Annotated in this window: 14 protein-coding genes; 4 read left to right on the top strand and 10 right to left on the bottom strand. The window is 67.4% G+C overall.

Annotated features, from left to right (window positions below; all coding sequences use genetic code 11):
- Positions 1-54 precede the first annotated feature (54 nt).
- The 3 genes from ACWDTI_RS23600 to ACWDTI_RS23590 form a co-directional block, all read right to left on the bottom strand.
- Positions 55-1,470, bottom strand: coding sequence for an amidase (locus ACWDTI_RS23600; protein ID WP_449740565.1), 1,416 nt, complete (start codon positions 1,468-1,470; stop codon positions 55-57).
- Between the two features lie 158 nt (positions 1,471-1,628).
- Positions 1,629-2,579, bottom strand: coding sequence for an Lrp/AsnC family transcriptional regulator (locus tag ACWDTI_RS23595; protein ID WP_449740564.1), 951 nt, complete (start codon positions 2,577-2,579; stop codon positions 1,629-1,631).
- Positions 2,580-2,624: 45 nt separating this feature from the next.
- The gene (locus ACWDTI_RS23590; protein ID WP_449740563.1) at positions 2,625-3,818 is read right to left on the bottom strand and encodes a GmrSD restriction endonuclease domain-containing protein; all 1,194 of its coding nucleotides are present in this window, start codon (positions 3,816-3,818) and stop codon (positions 2,625-2,627) included.
- A gap of 278 nt (positions 3,819-4,096) precedes the next feature.
- On the opposite strand from ACWDTI_RS23590, the gene ACWDTI_RS23585 reads away from it, so the two are divergent.
- Positions 4,097-4,759 (top strand): hypothetical protein, encoded by a 663-nt coding sequence (locus ACWDTI_RS23585; RefSeq protein WP_449740562.1) that lies wholly within the window; start codon positions 4,097-4,099, stop codon positions 4,757-4,759.
- A gap of 80 nt (positions 4,760-4,839) precedes the next feature.
- On the opposite strand, the gene ACWDTI_RS23580 is transcribed toward ACWDTI_RS23585, so the two are convergent.
- Positions 4,840-5,226: a DUF2255 family protein gene (locus ACWDTI_RS23580; protein ID WP_449740561.1), complete on the bottom strand. Its 387-nt coding sequence runs from the start codon at positions 5,224-5,226 to the stop codon at positions 4,840-4,842.
- 79 nt (positions 5,227-5,305) lie between these two features.
- Between ACWDTI_RS23580 and ACWDTI_RS23575 the strand changes: the two genes are divergently transcribed.
- On the top strand, positions 5,306-6,148 hold the full coding sequence (locus ACWDTI_RS23575; protein WP_449740560.1) for a Cof-type HAD-IIB family hydrolase: 843 nt from the start codon (positions 5,306-5,308) through the stop codon (positions 6,146-6,148).
- Between the two features lie 9 nt (positions 6,149-6,157).
- On the opposite strand, the gene ACWDTI_RS23570 is transcribed toward ACWDTI_RS23575, so the two are convergent.
- Both ACWDTI_RS23570 and ACWDTI_RS23565 read right to left on the bottom strand, forming a co-directional pair.
- On the bottom strand, positions 6,158-7,756 hold the full coding sequence (locus ACWDTI_RS23570; protein WP_449740624.1) for an amidohydrolase: 1,599 nt from the start codon (positions 7,754-7,756) through the stop codon (positions 6,158-6,160).
- Positions 7,757-7,839: 83 nt separating this feature from the next.
- A complete protein-coding gene (locus tag ACWDTI_RS23565) occupies positions 7,840-9,378 on the bottom strand; it encodes an APC family permease (RefSeq protein WP_449740559.1) in 1,539 nt (512 codons plus the stop codon).
- A 179-nt stretch (positions 9,379-9,557) separates the two neighbouring features.
- Here ACWDTI_RS23565 and ACWDTI_RS23560 point away from each other — a divergent pair, with 179 nt between their 5' ends.
- Complete coding sequence (locus ACWDTI_RS23560) at positions 9,558-10,268, top strand: TetR/AcrR family transcriptional regulator (protein WP_449740558.1); 711 nt, start codon at positions 9,558-9,560, stop codon at positions 10,266-10,268.
- A gap of 18 nt (positions 10,269-10,286) precedes the next feature.
- On the opposite strand, the gene ACWDTI_RS23555 is transcribed toward ACWDTI_RS23560, so the two are convergent.
- The 3 genes from ACWDTI_RS23555 to ACWDTI_RS23545 are packed head-to-tail and all read right to left on the bottom strand — an operon-like array spanning position 10,287 to position 12,139.
- On the bottom strand, positions 10,287-10,778 hold the full coding sequence (locus ACWDTI_RS23555; protein ID WP_449740557.1) for an SRPBCC family protein: 492 nt from the start codon (positions 10,776-10,778) through the stop codon (positions 10,287-10,289).
- Positions 10,775-11,482 (bottom strand): hemerythrin domain-containing protein, encoded by a 708-nt coding sequence (locus ACWDTI_RS23550; protein WP_449740556.1) that lies wholly within the window; start codon positions 11,480-11,482, stop codon positions 10,775-10,777. The genes ACWDTI_RS23555 and ACWDTI_RS23550 overlap by 4 nt, the downstream gene beginning before the upstream one ends.
- 12 nt (positions 11,483-11,494) lie before the next feature.
- A complete protein-coding gene (locus tag ACWDTI_RS23545; RefSeq protein WP_449740555.1) occupies positions 11,495-12,139 on the bottom strand; it encodes a TetR/AcrR family transcriptional regulator in 645 nt (214 codons plus the stop codon).
- Positions 12,140-12,262: 123 nt separating this feature from the next.
- Between ACWDTI_RS23545 and ACWDTI_RS23540 the strand changes: the two genes are divergently transcribed.
- Entirely contained in the window at positions 12,263-13,096 is an 834-nt protein-coding gene (locus ACWDTI_RS23540) for a polysaccharide deacetylase family protein (protein ID WP_449740554.1), read from the top strand.
- A 119-nt stretch (positions 13,097-13,215) separates the two neighbouring features.
- Here ACWDTI_RS23540 and ACWDTI_RS23535 read toward each other — a convergent pair whose 3' ends face one another.
- Positions 13,216-14,562, bottom strand: a complete 1,347-nt coding sequence (locus ACWDTI_RS23535; RefSeq protein WP_449740553.1) for a flavin monoamine oxidase family protein — start codon at positions 14,560-14,562, stop codon at positions 13,216-13,218.
- Positions 14,563-14,624 lie beyond the last annotated feature (62 nt).

The raw sequence follows: 14,624 nt of genomic DNA, 5'->3' as shown, positions 1-14,624 counted from the left end.
GTGCGATGTGTTTGCGTGTGCTCCGACGTCAGCGTCGGTCGATTCGCGATCAGGTCAATGGGTGATCGACGGTGCGATACCCGCCGCGGGTGCGAGCGCTTCGAGTGCACGCCCGATCGACAACAGCCTCCTCTCGGTGTGCGCGGGGGTCAGTAGTTGCAGGCCGACGGGGAGTCCGTCGTCGGTGAAGCCGACCGGGATGGCGAGCGCCGGGATACCCAGCGGCGTCAGAAGATAGCTGGCTCGCATCCAGTCGAGGTAGGACTCCTGCGGCACACCGTTGACCTCGGTCGGGTAGGTCAGCGAAGCATCGAACGGCGTCACCTGACTGGTCGGGGCGACCAGTACGTCGTAGCTCTCGAAGAATGAAGCGGCGATTCGGTGCAGGGTGGTCAGATCGCGGAACGCCGCGGTGACGTCGCTTGCCGAGAGTTCCTGCCCGCAGCGGATGTTCCACGCGAGGTCGGGCTTGAATGCCTCGGGATGAGCGGCGAGCAGATCGGACAGGTCGAGGGCGAACTCCGCGGCACGCAGATCCCGGAAGACCTGTTCGGCGAATGTGAGATCCGGGCAGGCGAGGTCGACGTCGGCGCCGTGGCCACTCAGCGAGCCGACGAACGGCTCGAGCACCTTGAGGACCTCGGGCTCCACCGGGATTCGGTTGTCGAGTGTCGGCGCCCAGGCCACGCGGAGGCCCGCGAGTGACGCGACCGCCTGATCGGAGGACGGTGCCGGGCGGCCGGTGCTGAGCGGATCGGCCGGGTGGCCGCCGGCCATCGCCGACAGCAGCAGGGCGACGTCGTCGACGGTGCGCCCCATCGGTCCCAGCACCCCGAGCGGCGAGAATCCGAGGTTGCCGGTCGGATTCGGGACGACGCCCGGTGTGGGCCGCAACCCGACGATGTTGCAGAACGACGCCGGGTTTCGTAGCGAGCCGCCCATGTCGGAGCCGTCGGCGAGCGGGGTCATCCGTGCCGCCAGCGCCGCGGCGGCACCTCCGGAGCTGCCGCCGGCCGAGCGCGTCAGGTCATAGGGGTTGTAGGTGGTGCCGAAGACCGAGTTGAACGTGTGGGAACCGGCGGCCATCTCGGGCACGTTGGTCTTGCCGAGCCGGATGGCGCCGGCGGCACCGATACGACGCACGCACTCGTGATCGGTGTCCGGCACGTGCTCGGCGAACAGTGTCGATCCCGAGGTGGTGCGCATCCCGGCGGTCGCGTGCGTGTCCTTGATCGTCACCGGCAGTCCGTGCAGCGGTCCGGGCGTCACACCGGCGGCGAGGGCGCGGTCCGCGGCATCCGCCGCGGCGCGTGCACCGTCCGGATCGACGGTCACCAGCGCGTTGATCGCGGGATTGACTTCGTCGATGCGGTCGAGATGCGCATCGACGATCTCGCGAGAGGACAGGGTCCGCCGGCGGACCGCGTCCCGCATCTCGCAGGCGCTCAGCTGCACGATATCCGCGACCATGTGACGCTCCTTTGGTTGTTTGATTCAATAACTCACCAATACATGGCGGTATGAGTCACAAGTATGTGGCATCACACACACTGTGTGTCAAGAGATAGCGCAAAATTGGTGGACAACGTAATGGGTCCGTCACGTGGCCGAAACACCCGAGACCGTGGTCAGTGGGTGGTGATACCGCTGCGTTTGTAGGACGCGAGTACCAGTTCGGAGCGCACCGACAGCACCCGCGATGCCCATTCGTTCTCGATCAACAGCTGCTGCAATTCGCCGAACGAACGCAGCGTCACGTCGACGATGAGTGATGCGCCACCCATCACCAGTGCGGCGTAACGAACGGCGGGGAGGGCCTCCAGGGCCTGACCGACTTCGACGAGCACCGCGGGATTCGCCTGGATCCACAGCATCGCCTCGACCGGGAGGCCCAGGCGCGCCGGTTCGATCACCACTCTGGTGTGGACGAGACCCGCGCTGAACAGGCTGTCTACCCGCCGCCGTGCCGTGGTCTCCGGGATTCCGGCGTCGTCGGCGATGACGTTCAACGGGGTGCGTCCGTCGCGCCCGAGGGCTCGGATGATGGCGGCGTCGGGGTCGCCGAACACCCGCGCCGCGCCGAGTGCCTCGGGTGGGTGATGCGGATCGAGTGCCTCGACCTCCGCATCGGTGAGCACCGGCGGCCGCCATCCCGCGACCGTCTGGAAGTAGCGCAAGACGGGTTCGACGTGCACGGAGCGGACGCCGTCGTGTGCCATGGCGAGCTGCTGAGAGAAGTCCGCCAGGTTCGCCACATCCATGTTGATTTCCGCGACGATCGTCGGGGTTCCGCCGAGCCGGTAGACGAAGACGCTGTGTGAGTCCGCTGCGAGGGCATGTGCGACCGCGTCGATGTGCCGCGGTTCGGCGTCGACATAGACGACATGTGTCGAACTGATCGAGATCAGGGTGGCGACCCGTACGGCACCACTGGAGATCAGTGCGTTGCCGCGGCGGGTCACCGTCGAAAAGGACTCACCCAGTGCTTCCGCGATACGTCGCCACGACGCGCGACCATTGACCTGAAGCGCTCCGACGATGCGACGATCCAGATCGTCGAGACGGTCGTCGGCGGGCATGTGCGTACTGTAACCGCCGGGTGTAGCCGAGGCTGTGACGGCCGGTCAGCTCTCGCAGGCCACACCGTCGTTGTCGCGGTCGAGCCGGGAGGAATATCCGGGCTGTCCGCGGTAGAGCGGGGCAGCGCCGGCGGCACGGGCGGCCGAGCAGTTCTTGTAGTACGCGCCGCTGTCGGGCGTGGTGGGTGGCGGCGCGACGTAGTGCTGCGTCGTCGGTGTATCCGGTGCCGGTGGGGGCACAGCGGCGGCTTCGGTGGTGGTGGGTGTGGTGGTCGTCGCGGCGGCGATCGTGCCGCCACATGAGGTCAGGACGCGCTGCATGGCCGACTTCTCGGCGGCGGTCACCCACAGCCGATAGGCGGCCTTTACGTCGATCTGCCGGGAGACGTAGGTGCAGCGGTACGACTTGTTCGGCGGCAACCATGTCGCGGCGTCGCCCGCCCCCTTCTGCGCATTGGTCGGGCCGTCGGTGGGCTGCAGGTTGCGAGGGTCGTTGGCCAGATCGCGGCGCTCGTCGGCGCTGAGTTGTTGCGCGCCCTTCTGCCAGGCGTCGAGCAGTGCCACGACGTGGTCGATCTGGACGGCGTTCGAAGTGCTCTCGCCCCGCGTGAACGCAATGGTGCGACCGGTGTACGGATCGTGCAACGTCCCCGACAGCACGACGCAGCCATGGGTGCCCGGTTTGATGACCACGTCGCTCAGTGATTTCAGGAGGTCGTTGCGGGTGTCGCATCCGTTGTGGCCGCCTTGGACGGTGACGTCGTCGGACCACGCCTGCCCGAACCGGGCCCGGTCGTAACCGGTCTTCGGTGCACGCCCTTTGACCGCCAGCGTGTCGAGCTTGGTGAGCGCTGCGGTTGCGGCGACGTCGAGCGGTGTCGAGGCGGCTGCCGGGACGGAGGTGGTGGTCGTCGGGGACTCGGTCGCGGAGGAGCCGGTCATCGAGGAGGACGGGCCGCTCGACGCCGTCGTGGTCGCCGCGGCGGGCGATGGCGTCTCCGCATCATCGGGAGCGGCCACCGTGGCGATCACGACGAGCGCGGCGACGGCGGCCGCGATCCCACCACCGATCTTCCACGCGCTCGTACCGTTGCGTCGCTTCGGATTCGGTGAGGATTCGGGTGTGTTCGAAGCGTGGTAGTGCTCGGTCCACTCGCTGCCGTCCCACCATCGCAGCCGATCGGAACCCGATGGGTCGGGGTGCCATCCCGGTGGGGTTGGCGGCGCACTCTTCGTCATTTCTCCGGCGTCGTTCGATGGGATTCGGTCGCAATGGTAATCGCAGTGCGGCGGGCGTCGCTCGTGCGGGCGTTCACCGGGGACGCTCGAGAACCGCTCGGCCGGCTTCCTGGAGCGGTCGACATCGATGTCGTCTTTGTCGCATTGCGATCATCTGTTCACCTCCCGTGCACCCCGGATGCGCCGAGCGTTTCGGCCACGCTCCGCTGGCCTCTTTACGTTGAGCGCGAAAACATTCAGGCCAGCCGGACCGGCACTCCGAGGGGAACACACAACACATGAAGCTCAACAGGTTGCTGGCGATCGCCGTCATGGTGATCGCATCCATGGGGCTCGCGGTGGGAACCGCGAACGCGGCCCCGCTGACTGCGGCGCAGACGGCCACCCACTGGAAGGTGGCTCGTCACGGCGCCTCGGTCGTGGTGTCCACCGACACCGGCACGTTCACCAAGGCAAATGGGCAGCTGTTGCTCCGTGATGCCAAAGGTGTTGTGGTGGCGGGTGTACCGCTGACCGTCGCCGTCGACGACTTCACCCACCCGGTCAACGCCGTCGCGTCAGGCAGGACCGCGAGCCTGAGCCTGGACACCAATCCGTTGCTGGCCCGGTTCCAGCCGGTGGCCCACAAGGCCGACCTCTCCGCAGCGGTCGCCGGGGTCAAGGACAACATCACCCTGTCCGCGGCGATCGGCGGATTCGTCGGGGCCGCAGCCGGTTTGGTCACCGGCTGCCTGCTGGGTGCGGTTGCCGCCGGTGTGGTGTCGGCCCCCGCAGTGCTGCTGTTCGGCGCCGGACCGCTCGCCGGTTGCGTGGGCGGCGCCCTGCTGCTGGGATCGGGTGCATCGCTGGCCGGGACCGCGATCGCCGGGCTGGGTGCGGTTGCCGCCAACATCGGTCCGTTCGTTCAGCTGCTGAACGCACCCCCGAAGAAGAGCAAGTAGTACCGCGCGCCCTGCGGCGCGCGCTCCCTCTCACACGGTCGGCCCGTCTTCGGACGGGCCGACCGGCTTTGTCGAGCCACTCACTCCGGGCGCAACCGCAGCGTCGTCTCGGCGGCGACGTCCGAAACCATCCGCTCGACGGTGCCGGCGCCGTACCGCTGGTATTTCGCGCGGTAGGCGGCGTCGACGGCCGAGCGCACCGCGTCGTCGGCATCACCCAGATCTGCGATGCTCACATCGGTCTCGTTGTCGCCAAACCGGATTCGGGCACGGCGGGTGCTCACCGCATTCCCATACCACCCCGTGTCACGGCGATGCCAGGTACGCACGTAGACCTCGCCTCCGATGCACACCACCCAGATCGACGCGTAGCGCAGCAAGGCTCCGCTCGGCCGCCGGGCGGCGATCTCGAGTTCGTCGGCGGCGTCGAGCTCGAGCAGCGCGGCACTCGTCCATGAGGCGCTCATTTCGTCATGCTAACTCTCTCGTCACGACCACCGTCCCGAAATCGGGGCGGCAGCTGGCCGGTCTGAGATGATGGAGGCGATGAGCACCGCACTTCCTCCCGTACCCACCGACGTCCGCCTCGTCGTCACCGACATGGACGGCACCCTCCTCGACGGGGACAAACGCATCCCCGAGTCGCTGTGGCCGCTGCTCGACGAACTCGGTCGACGCGGCATCGTGTTCAGCCCCGCGAGCGGGCGACAGGCCGCGACGCTGTTGCATCAGCTCGGACACGCGGTCCCCGGGCTGCTGGTGATCGCGGAGAACGGGTCGGTGGTCGCGCGCGACGGCGAGAAGCTGCACGTCGCTCCGCTCGACGCGGATGTCGTTGCGACGGTGGTGAAGCGCGCTCGCGAGCTGGTGGCCGCCGGTTCGGCCGACCTCGGTGTCGTGCTGTGCGGGCCGGACGGATCGTTCGTCGAGAGATCCGACGAACCCTTCCTGGAACAGGTCCGGCCGTACTACTTCGCGAACGAGATCGTCGACGACCTCGGCTCGGTCGGCGCCGAACTCGTCAAGGTCGCCATCTACGACTTCGGCGGGATCGAAGCGGTCACGGCACCGGCGATCGTCGCCGTCGAAGGGCACAAGGAAGTCGTCGTGTCCGGACACCACTGGCTCGACGTGATGGCCCCGGGCGTCGACAAATCGGTGGCCGTGCGTGCGGTCCAGGAGCGCCTCGGCATCACCCCGGCCGAGACCATGGTCTTCGGCGACTATCTCAACGATCTCGCGATGCTCGGCACCGCGGACTGGTCGTACGCGATGGCCAACGCACACCCCGAAATCCTCGCGGCGGCGCGGTACGTCGCGCCGTCCAATGAGGAGAACGGGGTGGTGCGGACGCTGCGGGCGGCGCTCGGCCTGCCCGACATCGACTGACGCGGGCACCTACTCCGCGGCGGCGTCGCGGTGTACGCACACACCGTCGACATAGGTTGCCAGCACGGTGGTGTCGGCGATCTCGTCGGCCGGGTGATCAAACGGATCACGATCGAGCACAACGAGATCCGCCAACATCCCGGCCCTGATCGACCCGGTCTCGTCGAGATGGTTCACCGCGGCCGACCCGGCCGTGTAGGCGGCCAGCGCCGTGGTCAGGTCCAACCGCTGTTCCGGTAGGAACACCGGACCGTCGGCCTGTCCCGGTGCGCGCCGGTTGACGGCCACGTGGATTCCGTCGAGCGGGTCAGCGCTGCTGACCGGCCAATCGCTGCCGGCCGCCAGCGTGGCACCCGACCGCAGCAGGTCGCCGAACGGATACTGCTGCCGAGCGCGCTCGTCACCGAGGGCCGGAATGGTCAGCTCGTCCATCTGCGGTTCGTGCGCCGCCCACAACGGTTGCATGTTGGCCGTCGCGCACAGTGCCCGGAAGCGGGGGATGTCGGCCGGGTCGACGATCTGGATGTGCGCGAGATGAGGGCGGGTGTCCCGGAAACCGTTGACGCTGCGTGCCATTTCGACGGCGTCGAGGGCATCCCGCACGGCGCGGTCGCCGAGCGCGTGGAAGTGGGTCTGGAATCCCACGGCATCGAGCTCGGTGACGTACTTGGCCAGCTCGCTCGGATCGATGAATGTCGTTCCGCGGTGCGCACCCTGACAGCCACACGGCGTCAGGTAGGGCTCGAGCATGGCGGCCGTCTGGGATTCGGCGATGCCGTCAACCATCAGTTTGACGGTGTCCGCGCAGAACCGCCCGATCCGGAGTTCCGCACGCCGCGCGATCATTTCGTCGATCTGTTCGGCGCCTCGCGTGCGGTCCCACCATTGCGAGGCCCGCACGCGGGCGGTGAGCCTCCCGTCGGCTGCCACGGTGGCGTACGCGCGGGAACTGTCGGGAACCGTGGCGCCGGGACCGATCATCGCGTCCTGCCAGGCGGTGACGCCGAGTGAGTGGAGATGCCTCTGCGCCAGCAACAACGCGTCGATCATCTCGTCGGTGTCGGGCTCCGGGAGCAGATCCGCGACCAGATCCATCGCCGCCTCCTGCAGCATGCCGGTCGGGTCGCCGTTCGCGTCGCGTTCGATGCGCCCGCCGTCGGGGTCCGGGGTATGCCGGTCGATCCCGGCGAGTTCCAGGGCACGTGAATTGACCCACGCGCCATGATGATCCCGATTCGGCAGGAACATCGGCCGATCGGCGACGATCCGGTCGGCCATCGCTGCGGTCGGCATCCCGCCGGGAAACGCCTCGAGCGACCATCCCGCGCCGGTGATCCATTCGACATCCGGATGCGTTGCGGCATAGGAGGCGATGGTCTCGAAGGTGGATGCGGCATCGCGTGCATCGGTCAGGTTGCATTGGGCCAGTTCCAGTCCCGCGGCCACCGGATGCGCGTGGGCATCCTGAAATCCCGGGATCAGTAGTCGGCCACGGAGATCGACCGTCTCGGTGTTCGGCCCGATCAGGTCGGTCACATCGGCTCCGACGGCGATGATGCGCCCGCCTCGGACGGCTACCCCGGTGGTTCGGCTGCGGGCGGCATCCATGGTCAGCACCGGCCCGTTGTGGAAGACGAGATCGGCAGAGGTGTTGGTGGTGTTCAAGGTCGGTTCTCCAAATCGGTTCGTGGTCAGGCTATCTCGGCGGTCGTGACGACGACCCTCGACGCGTCACCCGGCACCGTGAGATCGGTCGCGTCGGCATCGGTGCCTCGCCCGGACACGAAGTACGGCGACTTGCGCCACCACTTGGCGACCGCGGCCATGACCAGACCGGAGCCGACCATCATGATCGGAATCGAGATCAGGAACCACCCGTTGTTCGGCACGAGTTCGTAATGGTCGGCCGACGTGACCCAGGTCCAGGCCAGATATCCGCTGAGAGCAAACAGGACTGCGCTGCTGAGAAGCGGAATGATCACCGCCCCGACGGCCTTCTTGGGATGGGTGCGCAGCGTGCCGCGGAATCGCACGGCGGCGGCCAGCCCGGTGAGGCCGTACCAGAGTGCGACGACGAAGCCGACCGAGTTGACACCGGCGAGGATGAGGTCGCTCAGCTTGGGGATGATCACCGCGATCACGGCGAGGGTCGCGGCGACGGCGGCGAAGAACACGGTGGCGAGGGCCGGCGTGCCGAACTTCGGATGGAGCTTGGTCCAGGCCGGTCCGAGCGTGCGGTCGCGGCCCATGGCGAACAGGAAGCGGGCGCTCGGGATCAGCGTGGCCTGGATCGACGCCACCACCGAGAGGGTCAGGGCGATCACCGGGAGCGCGGCGAGCGGCTCGGCGGCGAGCATCTTGCCGAACGAGGCGAGCCCGGCGGTGCCCGATGTGGTGAGTTCGTCGTGGGGGATCACCCGCTGGAACGCGACGGCGGCGAGGACGAACAGTCCCAGCGCGAGGATCACGGTGAGCAGGCCGGCACGCGATGCGTCCTTGGGATCGCGGACCTCTTCGTTGACGCTGAATGCCGCCTCGAATCCCCAATAGCAGAACACCGCGACGACGAGGCCCTGCGCCAGCACGGTGAACGAGGGCATCGCGAACGGATTGAACCACTCCCAGGAGAACGGCTGGCTGCCGACGACGACACCGTAGACGCAGAATCCGACCAGCACGGTGTATTCGAAGGCGAGCAGATACTTCTGCAGCCGGGCGGCGACGTCGATGCCACGGATCGCGGTGATGGTCAGCGGCACCAGCAGAAGCAGTCCGAGGATGGTCGTCTGCAACGTCGAGTTCGAATCCAGCGTGACCCCGAAGATCGACGAGACGTGGGCCAGACCGAGGAGCTGGATGATGGCCGAGCCCGCGATGGCGGTGGTGTAGGTCAGGAAGATCAGCACGCTGACCATCTGGAACCAGCCCGAGAGGAACCCGAGCCACGGGCTCAGCGTCTGCCCGACCCAGACGTAACTGTTACCGCAATTGCTCTCGACCTTGTTGAGCGTCGCGTACCCGATGGCGATGCCGATGATCGGCAGAAACGCCAGGACGAGCAGCACCGGCATCTGAATGCCGACGATCGTGGCGATCGCACCCAGTCCGACGCCGACGGTGGTGGTGATGGCCGTGCTGGAGGCGGCGATGGCCAGACCGTCCATGGTGCCGAGTCGCCGGGTGAGGGATGGCTGTGTGGTCCGGCCGTCGCCGGGGTCGAATGTCGTCATGATGGGGGACTTCTCCTGGATCAGACCGCCACCGATGTATCCCGGTGCGGTGAGGATTCTGTTGAGCGGCGATGCCGCATGACCGCGCGTCTGTGACAGAAAACACCCTTCGTCATCCTTACGTCGAGGGTGTTGACATAAGCTGGGTGGAGGGGAGTGCACGACGATGGGAGGCGTTCATGCCCGGACGCTCGCCGAACAGCGGCCGACGGCGAAAGCCCACCAAGACCGGGGTTCTGCTCACCCACGACCTGATCGTGGAGACCGCGATCCGGCAGCTCCGCCTCCACGGCAACGAGGGCCTCTCCGCCCGTCGACTGGGTCTGGCACTGGGCGCCGATCCGAGCGCCCTCTACCGGTATTTCGCGAACATCGACGATCTTAAGCTCGCCATCGCCGACGCCCTCATCGAGCGCACCATGGGCGGTTGGATCCTCACCGGCGACTGGAAGGCGGATCTGCGTACCTTCGGACTGCAGGTGCACGCCGCCTATGTCGCCGATCCTCAGGTGGCGGTGCTGGCCGCGAGCCGTGTGACCGGCCGGCCCCATGAAACCGCCGCCGTCGAGAGCATCATCGGCGTGCTGCGGTCCGCGGGATTCCCCGACGGTGTGGCGACCAAGGTCTATCGGGCGATGATCGACCAGATGCTGGCGTTCGCCGCCCTCGACGGCGCCGAACAGGCGTTGCCCGCCGAGACCCGCGAAGCCGATCACGCCAAGTGGGCGTCGGTGTACGCCAAGCTCCCGGAGTCGGAGTATCCCAACATCTCCGCGGTGTCGGGACAGCTGGTGGCGATGGGGGAGCGCAGCGCCTATCCGCTGGCGCTCGAATTGATGCTGGATGGCGCCGAGATGTTGCTGAAGCGCGTGCGCGCGGCGACCCGATGATCGGCGTGCGTCACGCAGTCATGCCGATGCCGGTCGCGCCCCGATCGCCGCCAGCTCGCCGAGCCGTCGCAGATCGTCGGTGAGCGCGTCCTGCCGGTCCCGGTGTCCCTTGACGAGGACCCAATAGATGCGATCGAACCCGGGGGCCACGTGCACGACGTCGTAGCTCTGCACGATGCGTGTGCCGCGCGTCGTCGGTTCCAGATCGATCCGCCACACGGTGCTGTCAATGATCCCCAAGAGCCCCAACGTCTTCCAGGACAGCGTTCGCGGCGCGTCGACGACGGTGAACTCGCAGGTGCGCATCCAGCGGAGGACGCCGGAGCGGTTGGTGCCCCGAAACCGCACGCCCCGTGCCGCGGCGTGGGCCGTGCCCGTCCACCGTGCTCCGCGGCATTCGTGGCTCCACTCGCCGATCCTGGTGACGTCGGTGATGATGTGCCACACGGCTTCTGCCGGCGCATCGACGATGACCTCGGTGCGACCCCGTCTCGCCAGCCTGCCGATCATGCGGCACTGCCCGTGCTCAGGCTGATCGACGGGACCGTCGCGGCCGGACCGTCGCCCCACAGCAGATCGCACCTTCGGCGGTAACGCCGCGCGAATGCATGGAGCAGGATGAAGCGGGGGATCGGTGGCACGACATGCAGGATGACCTCGCGATCATTCGGCGACACGCCATCGATCACCCAGTGGCCCTCGAACCCGAGCTCGGTGAAACCCTTTGGTCTGACGAAGTATTCGTCCTCGATGTCGCGATACTCGGCCGCGGTGATGGTCGCGGCGACGATCGGCATCATCTCGCGTTCCTCGCGTTCGAGGTGCGGCAGGAGGGCCTCTTGTGCGGTCGCCAATGCGGTCAGGAGTCGAGCGCGTGCCTCGTCATCCGCCCGGTAGGCCCGGGCGGCGTCACTCAATTCCTCCAGGGTCACCGCGATCCGTTGGTGGTCGCTCTCCATCTGGTCGAGAAGTGTTCCGGCGGAGGGGTTTCGCGACCGGATGGCCGGCCAGAGCCCATTGTCTTCACCGGTGTGGTGAGCGTGCAGAAAAGCGACCAGCCAAGCGGTATGGTCGGCGACCGCTTCACGTCGCCGTCGGTCGGGATGAGGCGGGGTCTCCAGAACGAGTCGAAGCCGCCGCAGATCGCGGCGCAGTGCGCTGTGAATGATCCCCATACTCCGGGTGTCGGCGTTCTCGTGCGGATCGACGGCCATGGCCCTCTCCTATCATTCCAGGGACAGCAGCTTGAGAATCGTTTCGGTGAGCCATTTTTCGTAGCGATCCGGGGTCCACCCGGCGTGCGTGGTGAGCAGGTTGTACATCTCCATGGTGATCACCGCCCACAGGCCATCGCCTTCGTCGGCGGTCAGTTCGCGGCCGGCGATGGCCGCGCCGCCGATGTAGACCTCGTTCCGCTGGGCGCGTCGGGCGGTGTCGAGTCGCGAAGCGAGATCCGGGTCTGCCGCGGCACCTTCGGTGAAGGCTCGCTGCAGACCGCTGGTGCGTCGATTCACGGCGGTGATGAGGGCGGCGCCGGCCGCCGCACGATCGCGCGGGCTGCCGTTGGACAGCGCCGCGAACTCGGGTCGGTCGATCAGCGGAATCGGCTCGTCGTCGCCGACGATCTCGACGTCGAGTACCTGATTGAGCAACTGCGGCTTGGACTTGAACGCCGCATAGAGCGTGTCGAAGGCGACGCCGGCCTCCGACGCGATGTCCCGCATCCCGACCGACCATCCCCGCTCGGCGAACAGGCGCGCGGCCGCGTCGAGGATGCGCTGACGGGTCTCCTCGGCCCGACGCCGGCGCAGCGCCGAGTTGTACGGCCGCGGCTTCGATGTGCGGTCGGTCTGCTCGTCACGCGTGGTCACCGTTCCAGTGTGGAACGGGATCGCTTTCAATACAAGTCCGTTCTGTCCAATTATGGCAACGATCTGGTAGAGACCGGCCTGCTGGGGCTGATGTGGCTGGTGGGATTGGAGTTAACTGGGTGCATGGAAAGACGCCAATTCCTGACGGCCCTCGCCGCGGGTACCGCTGTCGCCCTGACCGGGGGCGTCGTCGGACGTACGACACCAACGGCGGCCGGTTCGACACTCTCGTCCGACCTGCCGCTACCGAAGCTGCCGCTGCCCGATCTGCCGTGGCCGCCGAATGTGGTCAACCCGCCGAGGCCCCCTGAGCTCGGCCCGCTCGTGCCGCACAGGTATCCGATTCCCACCACGCCGATCACCGCGTTGCCCGGCACGGGGCGCTACCTCGCGCTGACCATCGATGACGGCGACAATTCCGACGTGGTCGGCGCCTACGTCAAGTTCGCGCAGGACACCGGCGCGCGGTTCACGTTCTTCGTCACCGGCGTCTACCAGAGCTGGCGCGATCACCGAAAAGCGTTGCTGCCGCTGGTGGAATCCGGGCAGATCCAACTCGGGAACCACACCTGGACGCATCCGGCGCTCACCCGATTGTCGTCGACCGACATCGCCGGTCAGCTCAACCGCAACCGGACATTCCTGAAGAACACCTTCGGCGTCGACGGCACGCCGTTCTATCGGCCCCCGTACGGCTACCGCAACGCCGCCGTCGACCGGGTGGCCGCCGATCTCGGCTACACCGCGTCCACGCTTTGGTACGGTACGCTCGGTGACGAGCGCGTGGTCTCCGAGAAGTACGTGATGCAGTGCGCACGAACCTATTTCCGTGCACAGGCGGTCGTCATCGGCCACGCGAACCACCCGGCCGTCACCCACGTGTATCCGCAGCTGGCCGAGCTCATCAAGGAGCGCAACCTGACCATGGTCACGCTGAACGACTACTTCCGGACGTAGCACCGGCCTGAGGGTGCGCGGCACGTCATCCGCTCCTCGAATCCGAATCCGCTCCTTCGATCGAGGGAGCGGATTCACAATCAAGGAGCGAATCCCTGCCGGAGGATGTCCCGTGGCGCTCAGGGGAGTTCGTCGAGTGGGACCTTGTGTCCCAGCACATTCTCGGCGGCCCGATGCCCCGACATCAGCGCGGCGGTCACCGTCGCCGGGTCATCGGTCCACGTCGCCTCGCCGGCCAGGTGCAGGACGCCGCCGACCGGGGTTGCGAGCATGTCGTGGTCGGCGGTGGTCGACCCCACGGTCATGAAGGCGTACGACCCGCATGTCAAAGGGTCATCCTGCCAATGGGTTACGTCGACACGGGTGGGTGCGGGGACCGCGCTGCCGTAGATCTCCCGCAGGCCGTCGAGCACCGATTCGGTGATCCGGTCATCGGTCCAGTCGCGGATGGCCTGAGCGCACGGCCCGGCTGCGAAGGTGAGCAGGGTCGGCTCGTCGTGCAGGGCGGTGAGGTCGTACCACGAATGCCACCATCGACCGGCCGGACCCTGGCGGCGGATGGCATAGACGTCGTCGTCCCAGAACCTGGTGGCGAACCGGAGGAAGACCTTCTCGAAGGCATTCATCTCCAGACGGTCCAGTGCTCCCGAGATCGGTTCCGGCAGTGGCGGATCGATGCTGAACACCTCCGACTTGAGCACACCCACGGGCACGGTCACGATCGCGTGATCCGCGGCGAAGGACTCGACGTCGGTCTCGGCCGACACGCCGCCGGTGTCCCAACGAATGTGAGTCACGGTGTGGCCCAGCCAGATATCGAGTCCGTCGGCCAGGTGGGTGGCCAGCCGGTCGTATCCGTCGGGGAACACCACCTCGTCGCCCACGGTCTCGTCGTCGTCGAGGCCGTGCGCATCGAGATCGTCGATCCAGACCCCGTACTGTTCCTCGGTGCGATGCCGCAAGAACTCCCGTACCCGCTCGGCCCGCTCGGAACCCCAATCCAGTTGTGCCAGAGTCTGTTCGACGGCGATCCCGTAGCTGGTGCCGGGTGGGGAGGCGGCGACGGTGCGGGCGAGAGCCTCGTCGACCGTGTGGAGATCGGCGGCGAAGGTCGCCACCGCCGCGGGAGCCAACCGCTCACCGTCGGGTCCGTAATAGGCGATCGGGCGGCCGGCGGGTTGGTAACTGCCGACCGTGAACTCGATGTCACGCATGCCGAACGCCCGCGTCACCTCGTGCAGCGGCGCACTGTCGATTCCGTGGATCCACGACGCCCCGAGATCGGTGATCCGGCCGCCGCTGCAGTCGGTGTGCACGCGGCCGCCGACCCGATCCCGCGCCTCGAGCACGAGCACTCGCTGACCGTTGCGCGCCAACAGTCGGGCCGCGGTGAGTCCGGCGATCCCCGCGCCGACGACGACGGTGTCGACGCGGCCCGCAGGACCGTCGGCCGTCGGGGCGCTCATGAAGCGCGAGTCTACCGACGGCCGGTGCGGACGGACATCCATTCCGGGGAACGACTGACAGC

It is taken from the genome of Gordonia sp. NPDC003424 (genome assembly GCF_053588655.1).
The sequence above is the reverse complement of the archived record's forward strand: the minus strand, read 5'-3'. Positions and strand labels throughout refer to the sequence as shown.

Bases quoted from the DNA above. Each gene is read 5' to 3' on its own strand.
- ACWDTI_RS23555 (WP_449740557.1), bottom strand. From the start codon at position 10,778: ATGATCGGCAGGCTGGCGAGACGGGGTCGCACCGAGGTCATCGTCGAT.
- ACWDTI_RS23575 (WP_449740560.1), top strand. From the start codon at position 5,306: ATGAGCACCGCACTTCCTCCCGTACCCACCGACGTCCGCCTCGTCGTC.
- ACWDTI_RS23600 (WP_449740565.1), bottom strand. From the start codon at position 1,470: ATGGTCGCGGATATCGTGCAGCTGAGCGCCTGCGAGATGCGGGACGCG.
- ACWDTI_RS23565 (WP_449740559.1), bottom strand. From the start codon at position 9,378: ATGACGACATTCGACCCCGGCGACGGCCGGACCACACAGCCATCCCTC.
- ACWDTI_RS23550 (WP_449740556.1), bottom strand. From the start codon at position 11,482: ATGGCCGTCGATCCGCACGAGAACGCCGACACCCGGAGTATGGGGATC.
- ACWDTI_RS23595 (WP_449740564.1), bottom strand. From the start codon at position 2,579: ATGCCCGCCGACGACCGTCTCGACGATCTGGATCGTCGCATCGTCGGA.
- ACWDTI_RS23580 (WP_449740561.1), bottom strand. From the start codon at position 5,226: ATGAGCGCCTCATGGACGAGTGCCGCGCTGCTCGAGCTCGACGCCGCC.
- ACWDTI_RS23540 (WP_449740554.1), top strand. From the start codon at position 12,263: ATGGAAAGACGCCAATTCCTGACGGCCCTCGCCGCGGGTACCGCTGTC.
- ACWDTI_RS23560 (WP_449740558.1), top strand. From the start codon at position 9,558: ATGCCCGGACGCTCGCCGAACAGCGGCCGACGGCGAAAGCCCACCAAG.
- ACWDTI_RS23570 (WP_449740624.1), bottom strand. From the start codon at position 7,756: ATGGATGCCGCCCGCAGCCGAACCACCGGGGTAGCCGTCCGAGGCGGG.
- ACWDTI_RS23535 (WP_449740553.1), bottom strand. From the start codon at position 14,562: ATGAGCGCCCCGACGGCCGACGGTCCTGCGGGCCGCGTCGACACCGTC.
- ACWDTI_RS23590 (WP_449740563.1), bottom strand. From the start codon at position 3,818: ATGACGAAGAGTGCGCCGCCAACCCCACCGGGATGGCACCCCGACCCA.
- ACWDTI_RS23585 (WP_449740562.1), top strand. From the start codon at position 4,097: ATGAAGCTCAACAGGTTGCTGGCGATCGCCGTCATGGTGATCGCATCC.